This window comes from Streptomyces sp. x-80, from assembly GCF_046549095.1.
Classification (GTDB): domain Bacteria; phylum Actinomycetota; class Actinomycetes; order Streptomycetales; family Streptomycetaceae; genus Streptomyces; species Streptomyces celluloflavus.
This window is the reverse complement of sequence record NZ_JAJPWM010000028.1, coordinates 41851-67759: the sequence shown is the minus strand read 5'-3', so window position 1 is coordinate 67759 and position 25909 is coordinate 41851. Positions and strand designations below refer to the sequence as shown.

General features: G+C 73.9%; 23 protein-coding genes. 8 read left to right on the top strand and 15 right to left on the bottom strand.

Annotated elements, in window-relative coordinates:
- Nucleotides 1–72: 72 nt before the first annotated feature.
- Complete coding sequence (locus ACLJWH_RS37360; protein WP_411146258.1) at nt 73–1611, top strand: amino acid permease; 1539 nt, start codon at nt 73–75, stop codon at nt 1609–1611.
- Here ACLJWH_RS37360 and ACLJWH_RS37355 read toward each other — a convergent pair.
- Complete coding sequence (locus ACLJWH_RS37355) at nt 1574–2008, bottom strand: ATP-binding protein (RefSeq protein ID WP_411146257.1); 435 nt, start codon at nt 2006–2008, stop codon at nt 1574–1576. The two genes, ACLJWH_RS37360 and ACLJWH_RS37355, sit on opposite strands and share 38 nt — an antisense overlap.
- Before the next feature lie 881 nt (nt 2009–2889).
- Here ACLJWH_RS37355 and ACLJWH_RS37350 point away from each other — a divergent pair.
- Nucleotides 2890–3717 carry an enoyl-CoA hydratase family protein gene (locus tag ACLJWH_RS37350; protein WP_052856789.1) on the top strand — a complete coding sequence of 276 codons (828 nt, stop codon included), beginning with the start codon at nt 2890–2892 and terminating at the stop codon, nt 3715–3717.
- Between the two features lie 21 nt (nt 3718–3738).
- Entirely contained in the window at nt 3739–6030 is a 2292-nt protein-coding gene (locus ACLJWH_RS37345) for a bifunctional salicylyl-CoA 5-hydroxylase/oxidoreductase (RefSeq protein WP_411146256.1), read from the top strand.
- Between the two features lie 54 nt (nt 6031–6084).
- Here the strand turns inward: ACLJWH_RS37345 and ACLJWH_RS37340 are convergent, their stop codons facing one another.
- Nucleotides 6085–7062 (bottom strand): ScbA/BarX family gamma-butyrolactone biosynthesis protein, encoded by a 978-nt coding sequence (locus ACLJWH_RS37340; protein WP_411146255.1) that lies wholly within the window; start codon nt 7060–7062, stop codon nt 6085–6087.
- Between the two features lie 148 nt (nt 7063–7210).
- Complete coding sequence (locus tag ACLJWH_RS37335) at nt 7211–7807, bottom strand: ScbR family autoregulator-binding transcription factor (protein ID WP_411146254.1); 597 nt, start codon at nt 7805–7807, stop codon at nt 7211–7213.
- 192 nt (nt 7808–7999) lie between these two features.
- Here ACLJWH_RS37335 and ACLJWH_RS37330 point away from each other — a divergent pair, with 192 nt between their 5' ends.
- On the top strand, nt 8000–9019 hold the full coding sequence (locus ACLJWH_RS37330) for an MDR family NADP-dependent oxidoreductase (protein WP_411146253.1): 1020 nt from the start codon (nt 8000–8002) through the stop codon (nt 9017–9019).
- 77 nt (nt 9020–9096) lie between these two features.
- On the opposite strand, the gene ACLJWH_RS37325 is transcribed toward ACLJWH_RS37330, so the two are convergent.
- Nucleotides 9097–9738 (bottom strand): TetR family transcriptional regulator, encoded by a 642-nt coding sequence (locus ACLJWH_RS37325; protein ID WP_411146252.1) that lies wholly within the window; start codon nt 9736–9738, stop codon nt 9097–9099.
- Between the two features lie 464 nt (nt 9739–10202).
- On the opposite strand from ACLJWH_RS37325, the gene ACLJWH_RS37320 reads away from it, so the two are divergent.
- Nucleotides 10203–10967 carry an HAD family hydrolase gene (locus ACLJWH_RS37320; protein ID WP_411146251.1) on the top strand — a complete coding sequence of 255 codons (765 nt, stop codon included), beginning with the start codon at nt 10203–10205 and terminating at the stop codon, nt 10965–10967.
- A gap of 12 nt (nt 10968–10979) precedes the next feature.
- On the opposite strand, the gene ACLJWH_RS37315 is transcribed toward ACLJWH_RS37320, so the two are convergent.
- Both ACLJWH_RS37315 and ACLJWH_RS37310 read right to left on the bottom strand, forming a co-directional pair.
- Complete coding sequence (locus tag ACLJWH_RS37315) at nt 10980–11843, bottom strand: PaaX family transcriptional regulator C-terminal domain-containing protein (protein WP_411146250.1); 864 nt, start codon at nt 11841–11843, stop codon at nt 10980–10982.
- 4 nt (nt 11844–11847) lie between these two features.
- Complete coding sequence (locus tag ACLJWH_RS37310; protein WP_411146249.1) at nt 11848–13476, bottom strand: AMP-binding protein; 1629 nt, start codon at nt 13474–13476, stop codon at nt 11848–11850.
- 220 nt (nt 13477–13696) lie between these two features.
- Between ACLJWH_RS37310 and ACLJWH_RS37305 the strand changes: the two genes are divergently transcribed.
- From ACLJWH_RS37305 to ACLJWH_RS37295, 3 genes are all read left to right on the top strand, one after another.
- A complete protein-coding gene (locus tag ACLJWH_RS37305) occupies nt 13697–14830 on the top strand; it encodes an acyl-CoA dehydrogenase family protein (protein ID WP_411146248.1) in 1134 nt (377 codons plus the stop codon).
- A 422-nt stretch (nt 14831–15252) separates the two neighbouring features.
- Nucleotides 15253–16074 carry a hypothetical protein gene (locus ACLJWH_RS37300; protein ID WP_411146247.1) on the top strand — a complete coding sequence of 274 codons (822 nt, stop codon included), beginning with the start codon at nt 15253–15255 and terminating at the stop codon, nt 16072–16074.
- Nucleotides 16075–16089: 15 nt separating this feature from the next.
- Nucleotides 16090–16869 (top strand): LuxR family transcriptional regulator, encoded by a 780-nt coding sequence (locus tag ACLJWH_RS37295; protein WP_411146246.1) that lies wholly within the window; start codon nt 16090–16092, stop codon nt 16867–16869.
- Nucleotides 16870–16948: 79 nt separating this feature from the next.
- Here the strand turns inward: ACLJWH_RS37295 and ACLJWH_RS37290 are convergent, their stop codons facing one another.
- The 9 genes from ACLJWH_RS37290 to ACLJWH_RS37250 all read right to left on the bottom strand — a co-directional run bounded on the left by ACLJWH_RS37290 (nt 16949) and on the right by ACLJWH_RS37250 (nt 25757).
- Nucleotides 16949–17968 (bottom strand): EamA/RhaT family transporter, encoded by a 1020-nt coding sequence (locus ACLJWH_RS37290; protein WP_411146245.1) that lies wholly within the window; start codon nt 17966–17968, stop codon nt 16949–16951.
- Nucleotides 17955–19220, bottom strand: a complete 1266-nt coding sequence (locus ACLJWH_RS37285; protein ID WP_411146244.1) for an ATP-grasp domain-containing protein — start codon at nt 19218–19220, stop codon at nt 17955–17957. Before ACLJWH_RS37285 ends, ACLJWH_RS37290 begins: the two co-directional genes overlap by 14 nt.
- A gap of 55 nt (nt 19221–19275) precedes the next feature.
- Complete coding sequence (locus tag ACLJWH_RS37280; protein WP_411146243.1) at nt 19276–19992, bottom strand: SDR family oxidoreductase; 717 nt, start codon at nt 19990–19992, stop codon at nt 19276–19278.
- A gap of 198 nt (nt 19993–20190) precedes the next feature.
- Nucleotides 20191–20961 carry an HAD family hydrolase gene (locus tag ACLJWH_RS37275; protein ID WP_411146242.1) on the bottom strand — a complete coding sequence of 257 codons (771 nt, stop codon included), beginning with the start codon at nt 20959–20961 and terminating at the stop codon, nt 20191–20193.
- The gene (locus tag ACLJWH_RS37270; protein WP_411146241.1) at nt 20948–22000 is read right to left on the bottom strand and encodes a hypothetical protein; all 1053 of its coding nucleotides are present in this window, start codon (nt 21998–22000) and stop codon (nt 20948–20950) included. Before ACLJWH_RS37270 ends, ACLJWH_RS37275 begins: the two co-directional genes overlap by 14 nt.
- A complete protein-coding gene (locus tag ACLJWH_RS37265) occupies nt 21997–22386 on the bottom strand; it encodes an L-rhamnose mutarotase (RefSeq protein ID WP_411146240.1) in 390 nt (129 codons plus the stop codon). The genes ACLJWH_RS37270 and ACLJWH_RS37265 overlap by 4 nt, the downstream gene beginning before the upstream one ends.
- Nucleotides 22383–23312 carry a dihydrodipicolinate synthase family protein gene (locus ACLJWH_RS37260; RefSeq protein ID WP_411146239.1) on the bottom strand — a complete coding sequence of 310 codons (930 nt, stop codon included), beginning with the start codon at nt 23310–23312 and terminating at the stop codon, nt 22383–22385. Before ACLJWH_RS37260 ends, ACLJWH_RS37265 begins: the two co-directional genes overlap by 4 nt.
- Nucleotides 23309–24436: an NAD(P)/FAD-dependent oxidoreductase gene (locus ACLJWH_RS37255; RefSeq protein WP_411146238.1), complete on the bottom strand. Its 1128-nt coding sequence runs from the start codon at nt 24434–24436 to the stop codon at nt 23309–23311. The genes ACLJWH_RS37260 and ACLJWH_RS37255 overlap by 4 nt, the downstream gene beginning before the upstream one ends.
- A complete protein-coding gene (locus ACLJWH_RS37250; RefSeq protein ID WP_411146237.1) occupies nt 24429–25757 on the bottom strand; it encodes a lysine N(6)-hydroxylase/L-ornithine N(5)-oxygenase family protein in 1329 nt (442 codons plus the stop codon). Before ACLJWH_RS37250 ends, ACLJWH_RS37255 begins: the two co-directional genes overlap by 8 nt.
- Between the last annotated feature and the right edge of the window lie 152 nt (nt 25758–25909).

Sequence of the window (25909 nt, the reverse complement as noted above, 5' to 3'; positions counted from 1 at the left end):
GTCCGGACCCCGCTCCGTGTGCGGCGCCACCCCCGCCGCGCACACCGCACCACCAGAGAAGAGAACCACCCCATGCGTCCGCCCGCCGCCCGCCACCGCCCCACGGAGGCGCTGCGCGCCGCAGCTCCTGCGGGTCTGTCCGCCCTGCGCGTCAAGTCCCCCGACGTCCTCATCGCCGAATCCGGCGCGGACCGCGAAGGCCACGGCCTCAAGCGCACCATGGGGCTCTTCCAGCTCGTGTGCTTCGGCATCGGCGCGATCGTCGGCACCGGCATCTTCGTCGGCCTGGCCGACACCGTCGCCCAGGCCGGGCCCGCCGTCATCGTCTCCTTCGTCCTCGCGGCCGTCACCTGTGTCTTCACCGCCTTCTCCTTCGCGGAGCTGGGCGGTGCGATACCGGTCTCCGGCAGCTCGTACTCCTACGCGTACGCCACCCTCGGCGAGCGCACCGCCTTTCTCGTCGGCTGGTGCCTGCTGCTCGAATACGGCATCTCGGTCTCGGCGGTCGCCGTCGGCTGGGGCCAGTACCTGAACGAACTGCTGGGCAGCCTGACCGGCTGGCAGCTGCCGGCGGCGCTGTCCAGCCCGCCGGGCGACGGCGGCATCGTCAACATCCCCGCCGTCGTCGTGATGCTGCTCGCCGCGCTCCTCCTGGTCCGCGGCATCCGGGAGAGCGCCCGCGCGACGGCCGCGATGGCCGTGCTGAAGATCGCGATCCTGATCCTGTTCTGCGGGATCGCCTGCACCGCGTTCCGGGCCGGGAACCTCACACCGTTCGCCCCGGAGGGCGTCGCCGGTATCACCTCCGGCGCGTCGGTCGCGTTCTTCTCCTACATCGGCTTCGACGCGATCACCACGGCCGGTGAGGAGGTCAAGAACCCGCGGCGCAACATCCCCCTCGCGATCATGATCTGCATCGGCGTGGTCACCGTCCTGTACTGCCTGGTCGCGGTCGGCGCCATCGGCGCGCTCTCCGCCGACCAGGTGGCCGGCCAGCCTGCCGCGCTCTCGCTGATCGTCAACCGCGTCACCGAGTCGGCCTTCGGCGGCGGTGTGATCGCCTTCGGCGCCGTCGTCGCCATCGCGTCCGTCGTCCTCGCCGTCATGTACGGCCAGACCCGCATCCTGATGTCGATGTCGCGGGACGGCCTGATCCCGCGGGTCTTCGAGCGGATCTCACCCCGGACGTCCACGCCCGTCGCCGGCACCTGGATCGTCGCCGTCGCCTTCGCGATCCCGGCCGCCGTCGTCCCGCTGGACGTGGTGATGAACCTGACGACCATCGGAACGCTGTCGATCATGGCGGTGGTCAACGTCAGCGTGATGGTGCTGCGCCGCACCCGTCCCGATCTGCCGCGCCGGTTCCGCGTCCCGCTCTTCCCGCTCAGCCCGGTACTGGGCATCGCCTTCTGCGGCTACCTGATCTACGGCACCGGCCCGGTGACCTGGCTGGAGTTCGCCGGCTTCCTGGCCGTCGGCGCCCTGGTCTACGCGCGCTACGGCCGCCGCCACTCGCGCCTCGGCACCACCCCGCGGACACCGGCAGACGACGCTCCGGACGAGGCCGGGCCGGTCAGCGGCAGCACGGCAGCGGACGTTCGGCGAGGGTGAACCACACGGCCTTGCCGTAGGGCGCCGCACCGGCGCCGGCGGCCGGGCCGAGCGTCCGGATCAGGAGCAGGCCGCGGCCGTCCGCCGCGCCTGCGACGGGTCCGTCCGGCGGCGGCGCGGCGGACGGTCCGTCCGCGGGTGCCGGTTCGCCGTCGGGCGCCTCCGCCGGACGGTCGGCCGGCAGGAGTTCCATCACCAGCGCCAGAGGGTCCGCGCCGGGGGCGTGGGCGACGGCGTCGGTGACCAGGTCGGCGGTCAGCCGCTCCACGGTGTCGTCGTCGGCCGGGGCCCGCAGGTCCAGCAGGGCGGTACGGACCAGTGCGCGGGCGAGGGGGACGGCCGCCGCCGAGCGCGGCAGACCGATCCGCCAGTAGGTGGGGAGGGACGTTTCCGGCATGGCGCTGTCCGTTCGCAGAAGACCAGGTCAGATGGCTCAACCGTAGGAAGCGGGTACGGAGCCCGGCAGAGGCGGGCGGCCGGGAACGCCGGGACCTGAGTCATCGGGCGGGCGGGACCTTCGGATGGCGGGATCTGCCGGTCGTCGCGTCGCCGGGTCGTCGCATTGTCGGGTCGTCACGTCGCCGGGTGCCGCGGCGCCGGATCGCTGCATCGCCGGGTTCCGCAGCGCCGGATCGATGCAGGACCGACGGGGCCGCACGGCCGTAGGGCCGCACCCCTCCCGCACGACCGTGGGGCCGCCCCCCCTGCACGGCCGTAGGGCCGCCCCCCCGCGCGACCGTGGGGCCGCACCCCCCCCGCACGACCGTAGGGCCGCAGCCCCGCCCGCACGGCCATATGGCCGAGGGGCGTCATAACCGGGTGGCCGGGGCGCCGAGTGGCGGCGTGGCCGCGTTGCCGACGAGCGGCGCGGCGGGCCCTCGCTCGGCAGGCGCAGGCACGGCGAGGCCCGCCCCGGCAGGCAGGGCGAAACCCCCGCCCGGCCGCCGCCACCCCCGGCCGATGCCGCCACCGCAAGGCCGACCCAGGCTCGGCGCCCCACCCCACACCGCCCCACCCCCCACCTTCCCGCCTGCTCACGCACCCCCGCCCGCCTCCGCACCCCCGCCCGCCTCCGCGGCCCCACCACCCCCGCCGCGGCCCGTCCCCGCCCCCCCCGTTCGCGTATCGCGTGCCCATGACGACAGTCATAGAGCGGTGATAACTTCGAAGAGCAGGCACGTGCGCAGCGCAGAGCAGACAGACACAAGGAACTGCAAGGCACCGCAGGCAGACGCAGACGCAGGCACCAGCCGTCCGGCTGAAGGGGGCAGACCGCCCATGAGCCCGTTCGCAGGATCCGCTCGCACCACCGGCGCATGGCAACACATCCGCGTGACCAGGGACGACGGCGTCGCCACCGTCACCCTCGCGCGGCCGGAGAAACTCAACGCGCTGACCTTCGAGGCGTACGCCGACCTCCGCGACCTGCTCGCGGAGCTGAGCCGGGAGCGCTCGGTACGCGCCCTGGTGCTCGGCGGGGAGGGCCGCGGCTTCTGCTCCGGCGGTGACGTCGAGGAGATCATCGGCGCCACGCTGGAGCTGGACACCGGCCAGCTGCTGGACTTCAACCGGATGACCGGCCAGGTCGTAAGGGCGCTGCGGGAGTGCCCCTTCCCGGTGATCGCGGCCGTGCACGGCGTCGCGGCGGGCGCCGGCGCGGTGCTCGCGCTGGCCGCCGATTTCCGGGTCGCCGACCCCTCGGCGCGCTTCGCCTTCCTCTTCACCCGGGTCGGGCTGTCCGGCGGCGACATGGGCGCGGCCTATCTGCTGCCCCGCGTCATCGGCCTCGGCCACGCCACCAGGCTGCTGATGCTCGGCGAACCGGTGCGCGCACCGGAGGCCGAACGGCTCGGCCTGATCAGCGAGTTGACCGAGGAGGGCCGGGCCGACGAGGCGGCCGCGGCGCTCGCCCGGCGGCTCGCCGAGGGCCCCGCGCTCGCGCACGCCCAGACCAAGGCGCTGCTCACCGCCGAACTCGACATGCCGCTGGCCGCCGCCGTCGAACTGGACGCGGCCACCCAGGCGCTGCTGATGAACAGCGCCGACTACGCCGAGTTCCACGCCGCCTTCACCGAGCGGCGCCCGCCCGAGTGGCAGGGGAAATAGATGTCCGGGGTGGCGGAGCCCGTGCGGAAGATCGCCATCCTGGGCGGCGGCCCCGGCGGGCTCTACGCCGCGGCCCTCCTCAAACGCCTCGACCCGGACCGGGAGATCACCCTCTGGGAGCGCAACGCCCCGGACGACACCTTCGGCTTCGGCGTCGTCCTGTCCGACGAGACCCTCGGCGGCATCGAGAGCGCCGACCCGGTCGTCCACCGCGCGTTGCAGACGGAGCTCGTCCGCTGGGACGACATCGACATCGTGCACCGCGGCCGCACCCTGACCTCCGGCGGCCATGCCTTCGCCGCGCTCGGCCGCCGCCGGCTGCTGGAGATCCTGCACGAGCGCTGTCGTGCGCTGGGCGTCCGGCTGATCTTCCGCACCGCCGCACCGCCCGCCGCCGAACTGGCCGCCGACCACGACCTGGTGATCGCCGCCGACGGGGTGCACAGCACCACCCGCACCGCGCACGCCGGGGTCTTCCACCCCCGGCTGACCACCCACCGCTGCCGCTACATCTGGCTCTCCGCCGACTTCGCCTTCGGCGCGTTCCGCTTCGAGACCGCCGAGACCGGCCACGGCATCGTCCAGCTGCACGGCTACCCCTACGCCCGCCCGGCGCACGGCCCCGGCGCCAGCACCGTCATCGTCGAGATGCGCGAGGAGGTCTGGCGGCGGACGGGCCTGGACCGCCTCGACGAACGCGCCTCGGCCCGGTGGTGCGCCGACCTGTTCGCCCCCACTCTGCGCGGCCACCCGCTGCGCTCCAACCGTTCCGCCTGGACCGCCTTCCGTACGGTCGTCAACGAGCACTGGTCGCACGGCCGGATCGTGCTGCTCGGCGACGCCGCGCACACCGCGCACTTCTCCATCGGCTCGGGCACCAAGCTCGCCGTCGAGGACGCCCTGGCGCTCGCCGCGTGCCTGACGGAGCACCCCGCACTGCCCGACGCGCTGGCCGCGTACGAGGCCGAGCGCCGCCCGGTCGTCGTCTCGCTCCAGCGCGCCGCCCGCGCCAGCCTCACCTGGTTCGAGGACCTGACGGCCTACGCCGACCAGCCGCCCCACCAGTTCGCCTTCAACCTTCTCACCCGCAGCCGCCGCGTCACCCACGACAATCTCCGGCTGCGGGACGCGGAGTTCGTCGCGTCGGTGGCCGAGGAGGCCGGCGTCCCGGCCGGTACCCCGCCGATGTTCACGCCGTTCCGGCTCGGCGGGCTGACGCTGCGCAACCGGGTCGTGGTCTCCCCGATGGACATGTACTCCGCGGTGGACGGCGACGGCACCCCCGGCGACTTCCACCTCGTCCATCTGGGGGCCCGCGCGCTGGGCGGGGCCGGCCTGGTGATGACGGAAATGGTGTGCGTCAGCCCCCGGGGCCGCATCACCCCGGGCTGTACGGGCCTGTACACCCCCGGCCATGAGCACGCCTGGCGCCGGGTCACCGACTTCGTGCACACCGACGCCCCCGGCACCGCCATCGGCGTGCAGCTCGGCCACTCCGGACGCAAGGGCTCCACCCGGCTGATGTGGGACGGTATCGACCAGCCGCTCCCGGCGGGCAACTGGCCCGTCGTGGCCCCCTCGGCGCTGCCCTACCGCCGCGGCGTCAACCAGGTCCCGCACGCCCTGACCGGGCCCGAACTCGCCGTGATACGCGAGCAGTTCGTACGGTCGGCCGAGTCCGCCGCCCGCGCCGGATTCGATCTGCTCGAACTGCACTGCGCGCACGGCTATCTGCTTTCCGGCTTCCTCTCCCCGCTCACCAACCACCGCACCGACGCCTACGGCGGCGGCCTGGCCGCCCGGCTCCGCTACCCCCTGGAGGTCTTCGACGCGGTCCGTGCCCGCTGGCCGGCCGGCCGCCCGATGACGGTCCGGATCTCCGCGACCGACTGGGCCGAGGGCGGCACCACGGCCGAGGACGCGGTGGCCATCGCCGCGGCCTTCGCGGCACACGGCGCCGACGCCATCGACGTCTCCACCGGGCAGGTCGTCGCCGACGAGCACCCCGAGACCGGCCGCTCGTACCAGACGCCGTACGCCGACCGCATCCGCAACACCCTGGGCGTGCCCGTCATCGCGGTCGGCGCGATCTCCTCCTGGGACGACGTCAACTCCCTGGTACTGGCCGGGCGCGCGGACCTGTGCGCGCTGGCCCGGCCGCATCTGTACGACCCGCACTGGACGCTGCACGCGGCCGCGGAACAGGGCTATACGGGACCCGGCGCCCCCTGGCCGCCGCCCTACCGGGCGGGCAGCCGCAGACCGCCCACCGGACGCACCGACGCACCGAAACCCCGCCTCACGCTGCGGTGACGGGGAGGCCGGTAGCAGCGGGGCGGGGCCGTTCAGGGGCGGGCGACGGGCCCGTCAGGACGTCGGCAGGCTGGTGACCCGCGCCGTGAGCACCGGTGCGCCACCCTGCTCGATACCGACCTCGACCTGCTCCCGGCCGTCCTCGTCACGGCCGGTGGTGTGCGCCCGTACCCAGCTCGGTGTGTCCAGCTCGGCGTACCGCTCGAAGGAGCACTCCATCGTGACGGGCAGTGTGCCGCCGTCCGTCGCCGCCTGCGCGGCCTGCCGGGCGGCCTCGATCATCAGCATGCCGGGGGTGTGGTCCACCGGGTGGTCGAAGAGCACCGGATGCGAGGTGTCCACCCGCAGCTGCCAGCGGTCCGTGTCGTCGGTGGGGGAGAGCACCACATCGCGCGTGCGCTCCCGGCCGACCAGCTGCGGGGCGACGGCGTCCGGCGGCGACAGGCGCCGGGCGTTGGCGAGCGCCAGATCGCTGTACTCGCCGCGCAGCCGGCGGTAGACGGCCGGGCTGTGGCAGGAGAAGTCGAGCATCGCGGTGCCCAGCTCGGCGCCGTCGCACACGATGCGGAACACCTGGCGGGCGCTGACCAGCCGCTTGCCACGCCGGACCAGGTTGTGGTCGGTGACATGCAGCTGCACCTCGGCCGGCGCCTCGGCCGCGCGCAGCGCCTCGGGGGCGAGGTGGTAGCGGACCTGCTGCCAGATGATCGGGTGGTCCAGCGGTACGCAGTGCGCCACATGGCTGAGCAATATCCCGGCCTGGCGCACGGTCTCGACCAGCAGCACCGGATCGTGCAGCCCGTTCACCGGGCCGTAGAAGCTGTGCGCCCGCGGCCACTGGGCGTTCACCACCCAGCTGTCCCCGCCGTCGTGCCGCCAGTCGGTCAGGAACACCTCGGACACGGCGGTGCGGTGGACGTACTCACGGGGCACGGTCGTGGTGAGTACCGGCGGCCGGCCTTCGTCGGCGGACCTGCTCGCGTCGTCGCTGTCGCGGGTACGGGGGTACGAGGTAAGGGTTGCGCTGGCCATGGAGTCCCTTTCTGATGGGCGGGCTCTCGGCGCCCTGGCGGGCTGGACCTCGGTGTCGGCCCGCGCACCAAGATACAAACCACACGGTCTGTTTTCTACTGCTGTGCGCGGGCCGTTCTTCCGCCGGAGGGACTGTGGGCGGCGCAGGTCAGACGGTGATCTCGATATTGCGGCCGTGCGGGTCGAGATGGCTGAGCGCACCGGGTGAGGCCAGACCCGGCAAGGTGTGCCGCCACAGGGTGGTGACGCGCTCCGGCAGATCGGCGCGATCCGTCGCGGCCCGCGAGAACAACTGCACCCCCATATAGGCGGAGACGAAGAACTCGGCCGCCCGCTCCGGCATGACCGCCGGCAGCAACTCCCCGTTCTCCCGGGCCTCGCTGAACAGGTCCGTGATGATGTCGGTCCACGCCTGGTACGGGACCAGCGGGTCGTCGCTGAACGTCGTCTCCACCGCGATCCGCGTACCCGCCTGCAACAGCGGATCGGTACGCAGCCCTTGTGCCACCTGGTGGGTGAAGTCGATCGCATCCTGTAAGCGGGAGTCGCTGACCGGCGGGAGGAACGGCTCGGTCTGCTCCTTGATGACGGCGCGGGCGAGGGCGTCCTTGGAGGTGAAGTGGAAATAGACGGCACCCTTGGTGACCCCGGCACGTTGGATGATCTCTGCCATCGTGGCGGCCTCGTACCCGCGTGTGCCGATGACGTGGGCTGCTGCTTCGATGACGGCACGTCGCGTGCGCACTGCGCGTTCCTGCTTGGCCACCGATCGTCCTCCGTATGGTTTCTTGGAGCTGTTGTGTCCGTATGACCCGCTGCCGGTGGCCGCGGATTCGGTTTCCGCATCATAAAGAAGCCAACCATGCGGTATTCAACCAAGCGAGTGTCCGGTGGCGTGATCCTGTGCCCCGCCACCAAGTGTGATAGGAGCTGTCCGATGTCCCCCGACGCTGTCCCCGCCATGCACCGGGAGGTGCGGCTCGCCCACCACGTCCGGGGCGAGCTGACCGATGGTCACTTCACTGTCGCCGAGGTACCGGTGCCCGAACCGGCGCCCGGTCAGGTACTGGTGCGCACCCGCTTGATGGCGGTGACCGCGGCGATGCGTACGCGGATGACCGGCGTCCGGCTGCCGATGCCGTCCTTCGAGCCCGGCCGGGCACTGTGGGGTGCGGCGGTCGGCGAGGTCGTGGCGGCGCCGGGCGGCGGCTTCGCGCCCGGCGAGCTCGTGGAGCATCCGTACGGCTGGCGCGAATTCGCCGTCGTCGAGGAAGCGCGGCTGCGGCGGCTCGACCCGGCCGCGCTGCCATCGCCCGCGGCGCATCTGTCGCAGGGCGCGACCGCCTGGGGCGCGCTGCGCCGGGCGGCCGAGGTCCGGCCGGGGGACACCGTGTTCGTCACCGGCGCGGCCGGCGGGGTGGGCACCCTGGCCGGCCAGATCGCCCGGCGGCTGGGCGCGGGCCGGGTCGTGGGCAGCACCGGATCCGCGCACAAGGCCGCCCGGCTGCGGGCCGAGCTGGGATATGACGACACGGTCGTACGGGGGGCGGGGCCGATCGCGGAACAGCTGCGCCGGGCGGCCCCGGACGGAATCGACGTACTGCTGGACACCGTGGCCGGCGAACAGCTCGCGGCGGCGCTCACGGTGGCCCGCGCCGACGCAAGGTTCGCACTGGTCGGCGCGCTCTCCACTCAGTTGGGCGGGGACGGCGGTGCCTCCTCCGTGGTCGGGCTGGACGCGGGGCTGATCATCACCCGCCGGGTCGCGCTGCGTGGGTTCGGACTGCATGCCCACCCGGATGTGCCCGCCGAGTGGACGAAGGAGTTCGGGCAGGGCCTGCGGGACGGTTCGCTGGTCTTCCCGCACACCGTGCTGCGGGGGATCGAGCAGGCGCCTCGGGCCCTGTGCGAGCTGACGCAGGGACGGCACATCGGGGCGGTGCTGGTCGAGATCTGACGCCGGGGCGGCCGGCCGGTGCCGCCGGGCCGCGCGGTGCGACCGCCCTGCCGGGCCGCCGGCCGTGACGGGCCGGGTCAGCCGGCCGGGATCTGGGCCGGCGCCGGGATACCGGCCGCCGCCTCCCGGCCGGACATGCCCGACAGCAGCGCCCACAGGCCGACGACGGCCTCCTTGTCCCACCACGACCGGTCCTCGCCGCCGAGGTGCAGCAGACCCACCACGACCGACGTCAACAGCTGCGCGGTGCGCCGCGGTTCACTGTCCGGGCGCTGCTGCCCGTCCGGCCCGAGGCGCTCGCCGGGCTCGCAGGTCATCGCCTTGTCGAGGAAGAGCGCGTACCAGCGCTGCTCCAGGGCGTAGATGTCGAGTCCGGGCGCGGTCTCCGGCCGCAGCCGCAGCCCGGCGCGCAGCACCGCGTCGGATTCCACCTGGTCGAACAGCGCGACCGCGAAGTCCTGAACGGCGGTCGCCAGCGGCTGCGGGGAGCGGGTGAAGGCGTCCTCGACCCCTCGGAGTGTGCCGAGCGCGGCGTCGCGCACCGCGAGGGTCAGATCGTCCTTGGACGTGAAGTGGAAGTAGAGCGCCCCTTTGCTCAGGCGGGCCCGTCGGCTGATCTCGACCATGCCCGAGGCGGGCACGCCCTTTTCCAGGAAGGTCTCGGCGGCCGAGCGGATGAGCGCCTGGCGGCTCTGGATGGCGCGATGCTGCGTGGGCACGGTGTCCGTCCCGTCTCTAGTGCGGCTGCTCTCTGGTACGGCTGCGAGCTGAGTGTACATAGAAAACCAACCATGCGGTTCGCTATGCTCCCGGCGAATGGCCGGATGCCCGTCGGCCTGTCGTGAAGTGATCGACCGTCGGATCGGCCGTCAATAGGTGTACAGGGCCGGGATCGGCGCGGTCGGGCAAGGGCTGTGGGGCGGTGCGGTCCGCCCGGGACGGTGTGACCAAGGCGCATTGACAAACAGCGCAGGCGGTTTTTAAATCTGCGGAGGCGGCAAACGGGACGATCCCTTCCGTGCCAGCCGCCTTGACGGTCGCGCGCCGCCCTTGGACAGCGGTGCGCCCTGGCGAGACCGCCTCTGCCTCCGTCTGCCGCCGACCGCCAGCCGCCCGAACCAGCCGAGCCGGCAACGTCATCAGAGCCACTGCATCCATTCGGAATCCGGAAAGGTCTCCAGTCATGCGCGTATCAGCGGAAGTCGGCGAGCGTCCTGCACGAGGCGTGCGCGGTGCCGGCGGCGAGACGATCAGGGCCGCGGTCTTCGACCTCGACGGCACCCTCGCCAACACCCAGCCCCCGATCAGCAAGCTGCTGGTCAAGGTGGCCTCGGAGCAGGGCTGTTCGGTGACCGCGCGGCAGGCCGCCGCCGCCATGGGCCGCCCGCCCGGCCAGGCTTTCGGGCGGCTGCTGGGCAGGCCGGAGGACGACGGCCGGGTGCAGGCCGCCATCGCCCGCTACCGCGAGCTGTTCTCCTACGAAGTCCTGTGCCAGGGGCCGCAGTTGCTCTTCCCCGGCGTCACGGCCGGGCTCTCCGCGCTGCGCGCCCACGGTGTCGAGCTGGCCGTCGCCACGTCCAAGACCACCCGCAGCGCCGAGGCGCTGCTGGACGTCATGGGCATCCGCGACCTGGTCGGTCCGGTCATCGGGCAGGACGTGGTCAGGCGGGGCAAGCCGCACCCGGAGATGGTGCTGCGGGCGGCCGGCCGGCTGGGGGTCGCACCCTGGGAGAGCGCGTACGTGGGGGACACCGTCGGCGACATGCGGATGGCGGTCACCGCGCGCATGGAGCCGGTCGCGGTGACGTACGGCATCGGCACCTTCGGTGAGCTGGCCGCGGTCGCCGGCACCCGGATGTGCAGCTCCTTCAAGGACGTGGTCTCGGTCATCGCCGCCGCCCGGCCCCGGCCGGCCACCGCCGGCGCACCGCAGCAGCGCCGCCGCTGAGGCGGCCGCGGTTCAGCCGGCACCCGTGGCGCGGCCGGGTTCGCCGCGCACGTAACGGGCGCCCGCCGACCGCAGTGTGGTGTGCAACTGGCCGAACACCTCCGCCGCGCGGCCGCCCGGCCAGTCCTCGGGCAGGAGGGGAGAGGGCAGTCCGGGGTCCGCGTAGGGGAGGCGGCGCCAGGCGTCCAGGGCCAGCAGATAGTCGTGGTACGCGGCCTCGGGCGGCACCTTGCCCCGGCCCGTCCACCGGCGCAGGACCGGCTCGTGCGCGGTGAGGAAGGCGCGGTGCTGTGCGGCGATGGCATCCAGGTCCCACCACCGCGCCACCGACCGCGCGGTGGGCTCGAAACCCGCGTGGCTGCCCGTGAACAGATCGACGTACGGGGAGAGTTGCAGGCGTTCCAGGGTGTGCCGGGTCTCCTCGCAGAGGTGTGCGGGGGCGATCCACACGCCCGGCGCGGCGGTGCCGAAGCCCAGCCGGGACAGCCGCGAGCGCAGCAGATGGCGCTTGTGCCGCTCTGCCTCGGGGACGGAGAAGACGGCCAGTACCCAGCCGTCGGACAGCCGCGCGGCCGGGCGGCCGTAGATCCGCCGGTCGCCGTCCGCCAGCAGCTGGCGGGCCGCGTCGGAGAGACCGTACGCGGCGGCCCCGGCGGGCGTGCGCGCCGCGACGAGCAGTCCGCGGCGCTTGAGGCGGGAGACGGCGGAGCGCACCGACGGCGGTGTCACCCCGACCACGCCGAGCAGCCGGATCAGGGCGGCGACCGGCACCGGGCCGGCCGCCGTGCCGGGGCCGTCCGGTCCGCCGCGCCCGTAGGCGCCGTAGAAAGTGACGATCAGGGACCGTGGGGTGCGCTGCGTCTGCCGGTCGTTCACCGGCTCACTCTAGAGCGGGTCCGCCGCGCTCCGGGGCGCCGGTGCGCAGCCGGAAACGCTGGAGCTTGCCGGTCGGGGTGCGCGGCAGGGCGGTGTGGAAGACGAACTCGCGCGGGCATTTGTACGGCGCGATCTCGGACTTGGTGAAGGCACGCAGCGCGGCGACGGTCGCCGCGCCCCGCGGGACGCCGGACCGCAGCACCACATGCGCCACGACCACCTGCCCGCGCTCCGCGTCCGCCCGTGCGACCACCGCCGCCTCGGTCACGCCGGGGTGCCGCAGCAGCGCCTCCTCGACCTCCGGGCCCGCGATGTTGTACCCGGCCGAGACGATCATGTCGTCCGCGCGGGCGAGGTACCGGAAGTAGCCGTCGGGCTCCCGGACGCAGGTGTCACCGGTGATGTTCCAGCCGTCGCGTACGTACTCCGTCTGCCGGGCGTCCGCGAGATAGCGGCAGCCGGTCGGGCCGCGCACCGCGAGCAGCCCCGGTTCCCCGTCCGGCACCGGCCGGCCGTCCGCGCCCACCACCCGCGCCGTGAAACCCGGTACCGGCAGCCCCATCGTGCCCGGCCGGATCGCGTCGTCGGCGGCGGCGACGAAGATGTGCAGCAGCTCCGTCGCGCCGATGCCGTTGATGATCCGCAGGCCCGTCGCGTCGTACCAGGACCGCCAGGTGCCGGCCGGCAGATGCTCGCCGGCCGATACGCACCGGCGCAGCGCGGTGAGGTCGTACCCGGCGAGCTCCGGCAGCATCGCCCGGTAGGCGGTCGGCGCGGTGAACAGCACCGATATCCGGTGCGCCGCGATATCGGCGAGCAGCTGCCGCGGTCCGCGCCAGTCGGTCAGCAGGGCCGCGGCGCCGGCCCGCAGCGGGAAGACGACCAGGGCGCCGAGGCCGAAGGTGAAACCGAGCGGCGGGCTGCCGGCGAACACGTCGTCGGGGCGCGGCCGGAGCACCTGCGCGGAGAAGGTGTCGGCGATGGCGAGCACATCGCGGTGGAAGTGCATACAGCCCTTGGGGCGGCCGGTCGTGCCCGAGGTGAAGGCGATCAGCGCGACATCGTCGGCGGCCGTCGCGACGGCCTCGAACGGCCCGGTGCGGCGCCGGGCCAGCCGCCGCAGATCGTCCGGCCCGTCCCCGCCGTACACCGTGATCCGCAGCCCCGGGACCCCGGCGCGCGCCAGGTCCGCGACGGAGCGGGCGTCGCACAGCGCGTGCCGCACCCGTGCGAGCCGGCAGATCGTGGCGAGTTCGGGCGGGCGGTGCGCGGCCAGTACGGTCACCGCGACCGCGCCCGCCTTCATCACCGCCAGCCAGCAGGCGGCCAGCCATGGGGTGGTCGGGCCGCGCAGCAGCACCCGGTTGCCCGGCCGCACCCCCAGGTCGTCGGTGAGGGCGCGGGCGATCGCGTCGACCCGGTCGCGCAGCTGCCCGTACGACCACACGGGGCCGTTCGCGTCACGCATCGCGGGCCGGGCGGGGCCCAGCCGCCCGATCGTCGCGTCCAGCAGCTCGGTGCCGCAGTTCAGCCGGTCCGGATAGCCCAGATCGGTGAGGTGCGGCCACTGCCCGGGGGGTGGCAGCCGGTCGCGCGTGAAGGTGTCGGTGTGGGCCGAGGACCGTGGCTCCATGGACAAGCGCCCCCTTGCGCCGAGGTGGCCGACGGGCGGCCGGGTAAGGGATGGGGGACTCTGGAGGCCGGTACGAGAAGGGGCCGGACCGGGCGGAGCAGCCGGCCCGGCCGGTGCGGGAACCGGCCGGGAACTGCCGTACGGATCCGCCGCCAGCGTAACGTGTTCGTGACGGCAGGCAACAGATCGCGACAGAGGACCGCTACCAGGGAGCCGCCTCGTGACCGCATTCGCGCTGGGACCGGACGACCGGGAATGGTGCGCGCAGCTGCGCACGCTGACGGCCGAGCGGCTGCGTCCCCTGGCGGCGGGCGGGACGCCGGGCCGGGTCAACCGTCCGCTGGTCGCCGCCCTCGGCCAACTCGGCCTGCTGCGGCGGATGTTCCCCGCCGAAGGCGAGCTGCGCGCCCTCGATCTCTGCCTGTTGCGGGAGTCCCTCGCGCAGGAGTGCACCGAGGCCGAGACCGCGCTGGCGCTCCAGGGACTGGGTGCCTACCCGATCGTCCAGTCCGGGAGCGCGGCGCAGCGGGCCCGCTGGCTGCCGGAGGTGACCGCCGGGCGCGCGGTCGCCTCCTTCGCGCTGAGCGAGCCGGGCGCCGGTTCGGACGCCGCGGCGCTCACCCTGGCCGCCGAGCCCGACGGCGCGGACGGCTGGCGGCTGACCGGTGAGAAGTGCTGGATCTCCAACGCCCCCGAGGCCGACTTCGCGACCGTCTTCGCCCGCACCGGCGGCGCGCCCGGCGCCCGCGGCATCACCGCCTTCCTGGTGCCCGCCGGGCGGCCGGGCCTGACCGGCAGTCATGTGGACATGCTCAGCCCGCACCCGATCGGCACCCTGGAGTTCGACGGGGTGCCGGTGACCCGCGCCGATGTGCTCGGTGAGGTGGACCGCGGGTTCGGTGTCGCGATGCGCACCCTGAACCTCTTCCGGCCGAGCGTGGGCGCCTTCGCGGTCGGCATGGCGCAGGCCGCGCTGGACGCAGCGCTGACGTACGCGGGTGCGCGCACGGCGTTCGGCGGCCCGCTCAAGGACCTCCAGTCCGTGGGCCACCAGCTTGCCGAGATGGCCACCCGCGTCGAGTCCGCCCGTCTCCTGGTGTACGCGGCCGCCGCCGCGTACGACACGGGGGACCCGGAGATCGCCCGCCGCGCGGCGATGGCCAAGCTGCTGGCGACCGAGACGGCGCAGTACGTCGTGGACGCGGCCGTCCAGATCCACGGTGCCCGCGCACTGCGCCGCGGCCATCTGCTGGAACACCTCTACCGCGAGGTGCGCGCGCCGCGGATCTACGAAGGCGCCACCGAGGTGCAGCGCTCCCTCATCGCGAAGGAGCTGTACCGGGGGAGGCCCTGAAGTCCGGCGGCGCTCCCCGGAGTCCGGCAAGTCGCGGGCCGTGGGCGGCAGCTGACGGCCGGTCACTGTCGAACCCGCGCCGGTGCGGTGCGGGGCGACAGTCGGTGATCAACCCCTCACCAGTCAGAACGCATGTGCGGTATATTGCGACCGATTGCTCAAGAGGACCAACTCGTTGGCCGCTTCGCGGTCGCCCGGGTGCCGGGCCGGAACGAGGCAGGCAAGCACCACGCCGTGGTGCACCGGGGTGCGGGGGTGTTTCTCGTGGCAAGAAGGCCGGAGGGGCCGACGGGCCCGCCGGGGCGACCCCGGCCCGCAGTCGGCCGGCTCGCGCACCGGTCGCCGGGCGAGGGCACCGGCCCCCGCCAGGACCACTTACCCCCCTCTCGACACCCGTCCGTGCGGCCGGTGGTGATGGGCCGGTGAGCGGGGAGCAGGCGTCCCTGACGCACGAGGAGACGGGCCCGCTCCCGGCCCCGCCCGCCCGTCCGGCACGGCAGCCCGCCGCGGCGCCGCACGCCGACCCGGTCGAGCAAGTCCTGCTGCACACCCGGGACTTGGTCGACACCGCCGTCTCCGCGCTGCGTTCCCTGCCCGACCAGCGGCTGACCGCACTGCCGGCACGGGCCCTCGCCGCGCCGCAGGAACTGGTCGCCCATGTGGTGGGCGGCGCCCGCCGGACGGTCGCCGCGGCCCTCCCCGGCAGCCCGGAACTCCTGACGGTGCTGCGGGACGCGCTGGAGCGGCGCTCGGCCGCCGCGGACCGGCCACCGCTCACCGCCCGACTGCTGGTGGCGGGGCGTCTCCCCATATGGCTGCCGCCCCGGATCACCGAGCGCACCGGAGTCCGCGCGGCCGGCTGCGCCCTCACCCCGACCGTGGTGGTGGACGGCCGGACCGCTCTGGTGTGGTCCGAGGCGGCCGCCGACGATGCCGCCGCCGCGAAGGGCCTGCTGGTCAGAGACGAGGCCACGGTCCGGTCCCTGAGCCGCCTGGTGGACAGTGCCTGGGCCGCGGCGCAGCCGTGGGCCGACAGCCGCAAGCTGGACGGATACCTGCACAGCGAGGTCGCGCGCCAGGTGCTCCAGCGGCTGCGCCTGGGGGCCACCGACGCGGTCGCCGCCCGGGAGATGGCGATCTCGCTGCGCACCTACCGGCGCCACGTGGCCGAGATCATGCGCTGCCTGGACGCCCGTACCCGCTTCGAGGCAGGCGTGCGCGCCGCCGAGTCACGGTTGCTGTGAGGAAGGAGAGCACGGGTGCTGCCGGGGACGAAGGACATGGAGCGGGATCTCATGGAGGTGCGCGAACTGCTGGCGGCGCTGGCCGCCAGACGGCGCGACCAGACCGCGAGCAACGCGCAGGTGACCGTCGTGGAACCGCACCACGAAGCCTTCGGCGCCACGGCCGGGGCGCTGATGTCCCGGGCGGTCGGCAGCGTGGAGGTGCTGCTGGCCGGGCTCCCGCAGGTGAACGGCGCGGTCATCGCGGCCCTGAGCAAGGCGTTGCCGCCGTACACCACGGCGCCCGAACCCCGCATCCTGTGCACCCCGCAGGCATGGCGGTGCGCGGTGCCGCTGTCGTCGGAATGCGCCCTGCTGGCCGCGCTCTCGGACGACGGTGACACGGTGCGGCCCGAGGTCCGGATGGCCCGGCTGCTCCCGCTGACCGCCGTCATCGCCGACGGCGAGGTCGCCCTGCTGCGGACCGGCGGTACCGGTCCGGGCGCCGCCGCCGTCGTGCGCGCGCCGTCCGTGGTGGCGAGCCTGCGCTCGCTCTTCGACACCGTCTGGCAGGGGGCGACGGAAGTGGAGGAGTACCTGCGGCTCCGGCAGCGGAACTGGCCGGAGGCGGCCGGCAAGGTGCTGGTCCGGCTGCGGGACGGCGTCAGCGACGACACGGCGGCCCGGGAACTGGCGATGTCGGTGCGCACCTACCGCCGGCATGTCGCGGACATCATGGCGCTGCTCGGCGCGACCTCGCGGTTCCAGGCGGGGGTGCGCGCCGCCGAGGCGGGCCTGCTGCCGCGCGACGGCTGACGGTCCGCGGCGGGCGCACTGTCCGGCGGGCGCCCGCGGTGCGCGCACGGTCCCGGGCGCCGCACCGCCCGCCGCCGGGTCAGGGGGTGCGGGCGCCCGGTGGCGCCCCGTCCGCCGGTGCGGATACGGCCGGCTCCCCGGCCGGCGCCCGGTCCGCGGGGGGCCGGGACCGGGCCAGCGCGCCCCAGAGGATGAAGCCGGTCAGCAGCAGCACCCCGGTCAGCGTGTGCCCGGACTGGTGCAGCCTGGGGTCGAAGAACTGGAGGGCGAACGTCATGACCAGATTGCTGCCGAAGAGCAGCGACACGGTCATCGGCTCGGTGCGGGTGATGCCCACCTGGAGGACGTACAGGGTGCCGATCACCCCGAGGCCGAGGCCCACGAACAGTGCCACGTTCGTCCCGCTGTACGGGCTCGCGCTGCCCCGCACCAGGAAGATGACCAGTGTGGACACCAGCAGCAGCCAGAACCGGCAGGCCATCATCTGCCCCACGCGCATCCCGGCCTCGCCCAGCCGTTTGGTGTAGAAGGTGTTGCCCGCCACGGCGCCCGCGGTCAGCGCGCAGGCGGCCAGCCCGAGGGCGAAACCGCCGGCCGGGACCGACCCGGTGGCCGCCGAACCGGCCAGGGTGGTCACCGCGAGATAGGCCATGGCCGCCAGCACGCCGAGGGAGGACAGCACCTCCACCCGGCTGGGCCGCGCCTGGGGGCGCAGCAGGCCGCCGAGCAGGATCGTCAGACAGGGCACCAGCCCCACGATGATCGAGTTGGTCACCACCGGCTCGAAGACCGTGAGCGCGTACAGCACGGCCACCCAGCTCAGCGTCGTCGTCACGTTGTACGCGAGGACATCGCGCCACGAGCGGCGTACGGCGGCCGCCAGTTCGCGCAGATCGCGGTTGAGCGCCAGATAGAAGAGCTGGGTGACCACGAACGTGTTGAAGGCGTAGAACTCCGGGCTGATGTGCTGCACCAGCGCGCCCTCGACCACCGACTTGACCGCGTTGGCGAGGCAGTAGACGAGCACCAGGAGGGGCCCGCCCCACGCGGCCGCCCGGACCGCGCCCGCCGCCCGCCCGGTACGGCTAGGCGAGGTCATAGAAGCCCTCCCCGTCCAGGTAGCGCACGGTGCCGAAATCGCGCAGCACGACGTCCTGCACCGGGTGGGCGAGGTTGACCAGCAGCGGGATGGTGAAGTCGTTGACGGTCCGGTGGACGCGCTCGCCGGGGGCCACCGCCATCTTCACCTCGTGGAAGCTCTCCAGCGCCTTGACCTCGGCCAGCCGCGGATACCCCAGGAGCGTGCCCGACCGCGGCGCCACCACCGCCTGCGAGGAGACGAACTCCCGCACGGTGTAGGGCACATGGGCCCGGGAGCGGAAACGCCCGGGGTCGGTGTAGGCGTCGGCCGTCCACTCCAGCTGGCTCTCGCCCACCGCCCGCCGCACCAGGTTCGGCAGGTCCCCGCCGCAGACCCGGGCACCGGTCTCGATCAGGCACGGCCCGTCGGGGGTGAGCTTCAGCTCGGTGTGCGACGGGCCGTTGCGGATGCCCAGCGCGTCCAGCACACCGAACGCGTACCGCACCAACTGGTCCTGGACGGGGCCGTGCCGCTCCAGGAGCCAGGCGCCGTCCAGCAGGTCGCGGACGCCGTTCGCGTGGAGGTGGCTGGTCTTCCACACGTCGCAGACCTGGTGCACACCGTCCAGGCTGACCGTGTTGACGTAGAACTCGCCGCCCCACAGGTACTCCTGGGCCAGCACCGCGTCGTTGTCCAGGGACAGGGCGCTGCGGGTGCCGACGATCGCGCGGAAGGCGGCAGCCGCCTCCTCCGGGCTGTCGCAGAAGAACACCCCGTCGTTGCCGGCGCTCTTGACGGGTTTGACGACCACCCGCCCGGCGGCGCCCTGCTCGCGGGTCGTCTCCTCGTACCAGGCGCGCAGTTCGTCCTCGTCGGCGGTGAGCAGCTGGCGGGCCGCGCGCAGCCCGGCGGCGCGGACCGCCTCCGCCATGCGGAACTTGTCGCGCCGGGCCGGGCTGAGCGCGGTGCCGTTGGTGCGCAGCCCCAGCGCCTCGCTCAGCTCGTCGGCGAGCTCCACCCCGCTCTCGATCCCGGCCAGCAGCGCCACCGGCCGCTGCGCGCGCAGCTGCCGCACGGTGTCGGCGAGCGTGCCGTCGTGCACCACCTCGGCCGCGAAGTCCCCGGCGACGAACGAACCGGCGTACACCGCGGGGATCACGGGGGTGCTGCGCACATGGACACAGCGGTAGCCGCGTTCCCGGAAGAGCGGTGCGAGCCGGTGGGCCGAGGAGTACGCGTCGACGAGGGCGACCGTACCGCGTGCTGGCATGGGCTTCTCCTGTGCTGGGGTGGCCGGCTGGCCGCGGTCCGGGCGGGGCGCGCCGTCAGCCGGACGGGACGGTGAGTGCCGCGCCGTTCGGCGCGGCGGGCACGTGGTGCAGCAGATAGTCCGCGGCCCGCAGCGCCCACTCGCGGGGACCTTCGTACCGGGTGTGCTCGTCCGGCAGGCAGGTGGCGAGCATGTCGGTGTCCACCCCGCCGCCGGGGTCGAGCGAGACGGCCGTCACGCCCGGCCGCAGGGCGCCGGTCTCCTGGGCGACGGCCCGGGTGAACCCCTCCACCGCGAACTTGGCGGCGGTGTAGGCGGCGAGCAGACCGCGCGGATTGCGGCCCCAGCCGGAGGAGACGGTGACCAGCGTGCCCCCGTCGCCGAGGAGCGGCAGGAAGGCACGGGCCATCGCGTACACGCCCACGACGTTGACCCGCATCATGTGCTCGAACTCCGCCGGGGGCACCTCCCAGACGGGGGCCTGCGCGGTGATGTGCCCGGCGTTGGCCACCACCAGGCCGGGGGCGCCCAGGCGCTCGGTGACCTCGGCGGCCCACTCGGCGACCGCGGCCGCGTCGGTGACGTCCACCGCGCTGACGAGATGGCCGGGGCCGAGGTCCGCGCGCAGGGCGGCGAGCGCGGTCCGGTCGCGGGCGCAGCCGGCGACGGGCCGGCCCAGTTCGGCGAACCGGCGGGCCAGCGCGGCCCCCAGTCCTCTGCTGACGCCGGAGATGACCACCGGGGAGGTGCGGTCGGTGCGGTCGGTAGTCAAGGCTGCGTCGTCCTTCCGGTTCGGGCGGCCCGCTCCGGGCGGAGCGGACCGGTGCGGCGGGCCGGTTACCGCGTGGGCGGGGGCCGTCGGGGACGTGCCCCGGGGCGCCCCGGGTCCGCGGCGGCGCGGTGCCGGGCGGTCCGGGCACCGGGGCCCGGACCGCCCGGTGTGCTCACGGCGCCGTCCGAGGTTCGGCGTTCACCGGACCTGCTGCCCAGGACCCTGCGCCACGACGGCCCCGGTCACCAAACCGCGCGGATCCAATCCGGCCGCCACCGCCACCTCCTTGCCGGCCGGTCCGCCGGGTGCGCCCAGGATCTCGCCGGGCGGGAAGAAGCCGTACCCGGTGACGAGGACGAAGGCGGTGCCGGCGGCCCCCGCGGCGAGCAGGTCCTGCCGCGAGTCGCCCAGCAGGACCGTCCGGTGCGGCGCGGCACCGGTTCCGGCCACCACGCCGGACAGCCGCCGCGCCTTGGGCTCCTCCCCGCCCAGCACGCCGCGGAAGGCGTCCAGCAGGCCGTGCCACGCCAGCAGCCGCTCGGCCTCGGGGGTGAGCGTGCCGGTCGCCACGTACAGCGGTACGCCGCGGGCCGCGAGGGCGGGCACCAGCCGGTCGGCGTGCGCGCACAGCGGTGCCTTGGCGTACCGCTCGCCCAGCAGGGCGGCGTAGTCACCGGCGTAGCGCGCGTAGAACGGCTCAAAGTCCTCGCCGCGCCCGGTGCTCCGGCCGCCGAGGTAGTCGCGGTGGAAGGCGAGGAAGTGCTCCCGCCTGGTCCGGCCGAAGGTGCGGCGGAACTCGTCGACGAAGGGATCGACGAGTTCCGGGCCGAAGACCGCGAGCGCGTCGCGTACGCAGTCCACCTTCAGCTCGTTGGAGTCGACGAGCACCCCGTCCAGGTCGAACACCACCGCGGTGTGGCCGGCCAGCGCCTCCTCCAGGGGGACCGGGCCGGTCTCAGGCACACGCATGGCGCAGCGCGTCCTCCAGTGCCTGCGGGGTGAACGACGTCGCGCGCTGCCCGGCCAGGTGGTGCAGGGCCCGCAGCTTGGTCTCGACGTCCCGCTCCGCGTTCTCCTCCAGCCGCTGTACGTACGTCGGGTGGACGCGGCGCATCCCGGCGATCGCGTACAGGGCGCCGGCGCCCCACCGGTGGGTGTCCCGCAGCGGTTCGAACCGCCGGGCCACCAGGTCCAGCAGCTGCTGGAGGGTGTCGGGGCCGGTGCCGAGGGCGGCGAGCAGCTGCTCGGTGCGGGCGTTGCCCGCGCCGCGGCCCATGCCCAGGACGGTGGCGTCGAGCCAGGTGGCCCCGGCCTCGGCGGCGGCCAGGGTGTTGCGCAGTGCGAACCCCTGGTTGTCGTGGCCGTGGATGCCGACCGGGGCGTCCTGCCCGGTGCGGAAGAGCTCCACCAGTTCGGCGATGCGCGCGGCGTGCAGCGAGCCGAGCGAGTCGGCGACGTACACCGCCTCCAGCGGCCCCAGGTCCGCCACCGTCCGTACCAGGGCGATGACTTCGGCGGGGGTGGCCAGGTCGATCTGCATCAGGTTGAGGCCGACGCCGAAGCCCGCGGCGCGCAGTGAGCCGATCTCGGCGGCGAGGCCGGCGGCGCGGCTGTGGTGCACCGCGACGCGTACCAGGTCGACCGGGAGCGAGCCGGGGGCCAGCAGCTCCGCGAGGCGGGGGCCGGTCTCGGCGGCGGGGACGCCCGCGAGACCGGAGGCGTCCACCATCACGGCGAACCGCAGCCCGTGGTCGTCGGGCAGGACCTTGGCCAGGTTGGGGGTGAGCCCGGCCGGGAGCCTGCCGTAGGGGCCGCGGCCGCCCGGGTCGAACCGGGCGTAGCCCAGCTCCACGATGTCGATGCCGGTGTGGGCACAGACCCGCAGATAGTCCTCGACCAGGGCGTCGTCGAACTCCCAGTTGGTGTAGTAACCGCCGTCCCGCAGCGTGCAGTCCAGGACGGTCACCCGGTCCCGGCCGGCGGGTGTCCGCGGTGCGGGCGTGCTCATTTGTCCTCCAGGTCCGGGAGGGTGTCGGTGAAGTCGACGTGGTGGACGCGCTGCATCGGGGCCCAGTTGAGGCGGCCGTCGTTGCCCGGGTGGCGCACCAGGAGGCTGCCGTCGCCGTCGTGCATCATGTCGTCCCACTCCTGGACCCGGGGGTCCAGGTCGTTGGCGCGCAGGAAGTCGCGCACCGGCTCGAAGTGGTCCTCGGCCTCGACGTACATGAAGAGGGTGAGCGGCTCGATGAAGAAGATCTGGAGCTTGCGGACGCCGATGGTGTCCAGCGCGCCGCCGGGGCCGACGATCTCCGGCCACACCTCCCGGTGCAGGGCGATGTACTTGTCGGCGGCGGCCTGGTCCCGGAGACGGATGGTGAAGGCGTGGTTCTTCATCGAGCGAGCTCCTTCGCGAGGGTGAGCAGGTGCTGGTAGGTGCGGTTCACTTCGGTCCACGACTCGTCGTCGAGGACGTGGCGGCTGGGACCCCGGACATAGGTGGTCGTGATGAGGCCGCGTTCCTTCAGGAAGCGCTTGGCGATCGACAGGTAGTAGTCGGTGCTGTTCATCATGTGGCACATGAGGTACGACAGCGGGTGGCCGAGGCGTTCGGCGTTCGCCCGGTCGCCCGCCTCCAGCAGCCGCCACAGCGTCACGACGATCTCGGCGATCTCGGTGGCGGGGATGGTCCCGGTCAGGCCCCGGCCGTGGCAGTCCAGGAGCATCATGCCGCCGTCGCCCTCGAAGACCCTGGCCCGGCCCCCGGTGGCGTCGCGCAGCTGGCTCACCCGCGGCGGGGTGGGCTGCGCCTCCGGCTTGAACATCACCCGTTCCTCGCCGTACGTCTCCAGCAGGCGGGCCTGGGCGCCGATGGTCAGCGGCTGCTTGGCCAGGCTCTTGGCGTGGTGGACGATCACCGGGATGCCGACCGACTCGATGACGCGGCTGTAGTAGCCGACCATCTCGTCCTCGCCCAGGCCGATCGTGGCCGGGTGCATGACGAGCAGCGCGTCGACGCCGACGTCCTGCGCGTGCCGGCTGTACTCGACCGCGGCCTCCGCGGTCTCCGCACCGGTGCTCATCACCGACACCCCGCGCCCGTCGGCCGACTTGGCGCACAGCTCGGCGACGCGCAGCCGCTCGGTGTGCGTCAGCCGCAGCACCTCCGAGACCTGCCCGACGACGAATCCGTCGCAGCCGGCCTGGAACATGTGGTCGGCCTGGCGGCGGAAGTCGTCCTCGTGCAGCGCGCCGCTGTCGGTGTAGGGCATGAGGACGACCGGCAGAACACCCTTGACGTCCTTGGCTGTGGGCAGACTCATCGGCTGGTTCCGTTCGTGTCGTGCGCCGGGGGCGGCGCGTGGTTGCCGTCGATGCCGATCAGGCGGGCGGTCTCGGCGGCCGCCCAAGGCGCCATCTTGAATCCGCCCCCGTTGAAGCCGGTGGCCAGCAGCAGGCCCGGCTCGCGCGGGTGGCGGACGACCCGGCCGTGGCCGTCCGGTGCCCAGCACTCGGCGGCCCGCAGCCCGCCCAGGCTCCGGCTGCCGGGCACCCAGCGCCACCGCCGGGCACCCGCCTCGGCGGCCAGCTGCGACTGGGCGGCGTCCACGGGTTCGCGGCCCGCGCCGGGCACCCGGCGGCCGGTCGGGTGCCCCAGGTAGATGCCGCCGGAATCGGGGTCCGGGCGGCCGTTGACGTCGAACTCGTCGTCGGTGTACGCGGGCTGGCCGGTCACCGGGGCGGCGGGGCGCCGCAGTTCGACCTGGACGGCCTGGGCCCACAGGTCGTGCTCGATCCCCCAGGACGTCAGCAGACCGGGCGTCGCGGCCCCGGCGGCCAGCACCACGGTGGCGGCCCGGACCGCGCCCGAGGAGGTCCGCACACCGTGCAGGCGGCCGTCGCCCCCGCGCAGCGGACTGTGCACCGCGACGCCCTCCAGCACTGTGCCGCCCTTGCGCCGGCCGGCCCGCAGATAGCCGCGGGTCACCTCGGTGGCGTCCAGCCAGCCGGCCTCCGGCTCCCATACGGCGCCGCTGCGGGCGGGGGCGGTGAGCAACTGGCCGAAGCGGCTGTCCACTTCCTCCGCGGACAGCCACCGGGCGGGCGCGTGCGCCGACAGCCGGGCGGTCTCGCGCCGGGCGTGCCCGGCGCGGTCGGGGTGCGGCAGGTAGAGGAAGCCGCAGGGGTGGAAGGCGGCGGTCTCGCCGGTGTGCGCGGCGAACTCCCGGAAGTGCCGCCAGCCGGTGACGGCGCGGTCGGTCAGCTCCGGGTCGTCGTGGTAGCAGCGGACGATGCCGCCGCTCCAGGCGGTGGAGCCCAGCCCGCCGCGGTGCTGTTCGACCAGGGTGACGGCGGCGCCGCAGGCGGCCAGTTCGTGGAAGACCGCGGCGCCGACCACACCACCGCCGACCACCACCACATCGGCGTCGGCCCCGGCCTCACTCATGGCCGGCGCCGGCCACGGTGGGCCGTTCGGCGGCGGGGGCGGGGGTGCGCCGGGCCAGTACCGACCCGAGGATCTCGCCGGACCGTACGGCCACCATCGACAGCAGCGAGGAGGTGATGCCGTGGGTGTGCTCGGTGCCGCCCTGGAGGTAGATGCCGGGCCCCGCGGGGGTGGTGGTCGCCACCCGGTAGTCGCGGCCGACCCGCAGCCGTCCCGCGGCGTCCCGCGCGCAGTCGGCGGCCACCGCGCCGAGCAGCGGGATGGGGTCCTGCTCCTCGTAGCCGGTGGCGAACACGACGGCGTCGGCGGTGAGTTCGTCCTCGGCGCCGGTGGTCAGCGAGCGGGTGCGCACCGTCGCGCCGCCGGCGCCGTCGGACACCTCGGTCACCTCCGTCGTGCCCAGGACGCGCAGCCGTTCGCGGCCGTGGATCTTCTCCTGGTAGGCGCGGCGGTAGAGGTCCTCGATGAGTTCGAGGTCGACGACGGCGTAGTTGGTGTTGCGGTGGTAGGCCATCAGCTGCTGCCGGGCGTCCTCGTCCGCGCCGAAGTAGACGTCGACCGCCTCCGGGTCGAAGACGCGGTTGGCGTACGGGCTGTCGTCGGCGGGGCTGTAGCCGTAGCGGGAGAAGACCGCGCACACCTCCGCCGCGGGATAGGTGCGGTGCAGGTACTCGGCGGCCTCCGCCGCGCTCTGCCCCGCGCCGACCACCACGAACCGCCGGACGTCGTCCCGGACGGTGTCCGCCAGCCGGGGCAGCAACTCGCTGCTGTGCCAGACGTGTTCGGACGGTTTGACGCCCTCGGGCAGCCGGGGGCGCAGTCCGCAGGCGAGGACGACATTGCGGGCGAGGTGCACGGCGGTGCCGTCGGGACGGCGCACCGCCACCTCCAGCAGATCGCCGGCCCGGCGGATCTCGGTCACCTCCGAGGAGTACCCGACCAGATGGTCGACGCCGGCGGCCGCCCACTCCAGGTAGTCGTGGAACTCCTCCCGGGTGGGGTAGAGCATCTTGTGGTTGATGAAGTCCACGAGCCGGCCGCGGTCGTGCAGATAGGGCACGAAGCCGAACCGGCTGGTGGGGTTGCGCAGGGTGGCGAGGTCCTTGAGGAACGACACCTGCATGGTCGCGCCGTCGATGAGCATGCCGCGGTGCCAGCCGAACCGCGGCTGGCGCTCCAGGAACATCGCGGTGACCGCCCGGTCGGGCGGGACGCTCTCGTTGTGCTCCTCCAGCGCGATGGCCAGGCCCAGGTTGGCCGGGCCGAAGCCGATTCCCACGACATCATGGACGGGCGCACAGTGACCGAGCGGATTCCCCATGAAACTTCGCCCTTCCCTCGCTACCGGTATCGCTGCCGGGTCGTCGCCGACTGAGCTGACCGGACGCTAACGGGCCGCGAGGGAAGACTGGGGCGAGTGGGGCGAAACATGGCAGGGGGCTGCCGTTCTCGCTGTCCGACCCGGGCAACTTG

Bases quoted from the DNA above. Each gene is read 5' to 3' on its own strand.
- ACLJWH_RS37360 (WP_411146258.1), top strand. From the start codon at position 73: ATGCGTCCGCCCGCCGCCCGCCACCGCCCCACGGAGGCGCTGCGCGCC.
- ACLJWH_RS37355 (WP_411146257.1), bottom strand. From the start codon at position 2,008: ATGCCGGAAACGTCCCTCCCCACCTACTGGCGGATCGGTCTGCCGCGC.
- ACLJWH_RS37350 (WP_052856789.1), top strand. From the start codon at position 2,890: ATGAGCCCGTTCGCAGGATCCGCTCGCACCACCGGCGCATGGCAACAC.
- ACLJWH_RS37340 (WP_411146255.1), bottom strand. From the start codon at position 7,062: ATGGCCAGCGCAACCCTTACCTCGTACCCCCGTACCCGCGACAGCGAC.
- ACLJWH_RS37330 (WP_411146253.1), top strand. From the start codon at position 8,000: ATGTCCCCCGACGCTGTCCCCGCCATGCACCGGGAGGTGCGGCTCGCC.
- ACLJWH_RS37320 (WP_411146251.1), top strand. From the start codon at position 10,203: ATGCGCGTATCAGCGGAAGTCGGCGAGCGTCCTGCACGAGGCGTGCGC.
- ACLJWH_RS37310 (WP_411146249.1), bottom strand. From the start codon at position 13,476: ATGGAGCCACGGTCCTCGGCCCACACCGACACCTTCACGCGCGACCGG.
- ACLJWH_RS37290 (WP_411146245.1), bottom strand. From the start codon at position 17,968: ATGACCTCGCCTAGCCGTACCGGGCGGGCGGCGGGCGCGGTCCGGGCG.
- ACLJWH_RS37285 (WP_411146244.1), bottom strand. From the start codon at position 19,220: ATGCCAGCACGCGGTACGGTCGCCCTCGTCGACGCGTACTCCTCGGCC.
- ACLJWH_RS37275 (WP_411146242.1), bottom strand. From the start codon at position 20,961: ATGCGTGTGCCTGAGACCGGCCCGGTCCCCCTGGAGGAGGCGCTGGCC.
- ACLJWH_RS37270 (WP_411146241.1), bottom strand. From the start codon at position 22,000: ATGAGCACGCCCGCACCGCGGACACCCGCCGGCCGGGACCGGGTGACC.
- ACLJWH_RS37265 (WP_411146240.1), bottom strand. From the start codon at position 22,386: ATGAAGAACCACGCCTTCACCATCCGTCTCCGGGACCAGGCCGCCGCC.
- ACLJWH_RS37260 (WP_411146239.1), bottom strand. From the start codon at position 23,312: ATGAGTCTGCCCACAGCCAAGGACGTCAAGGGTGTTCTGCCGGTCGTC.
- ACLJWH_RS37255 (WP_411146238.1), bottom strand. From the start codon at position 24,436: ATGAGTGAGGCCGGGGCCGACGCCGATGTGGTGGTGGTCGGCGGTGGT.
- ACLJWH_RS37250 (WP_411146237.1), bottom strand. From the start codon at position 25,757: ATGGGGAATCCGCTCGGTCACTGTGCGCCCGTCCATGATGTCGTGGGA.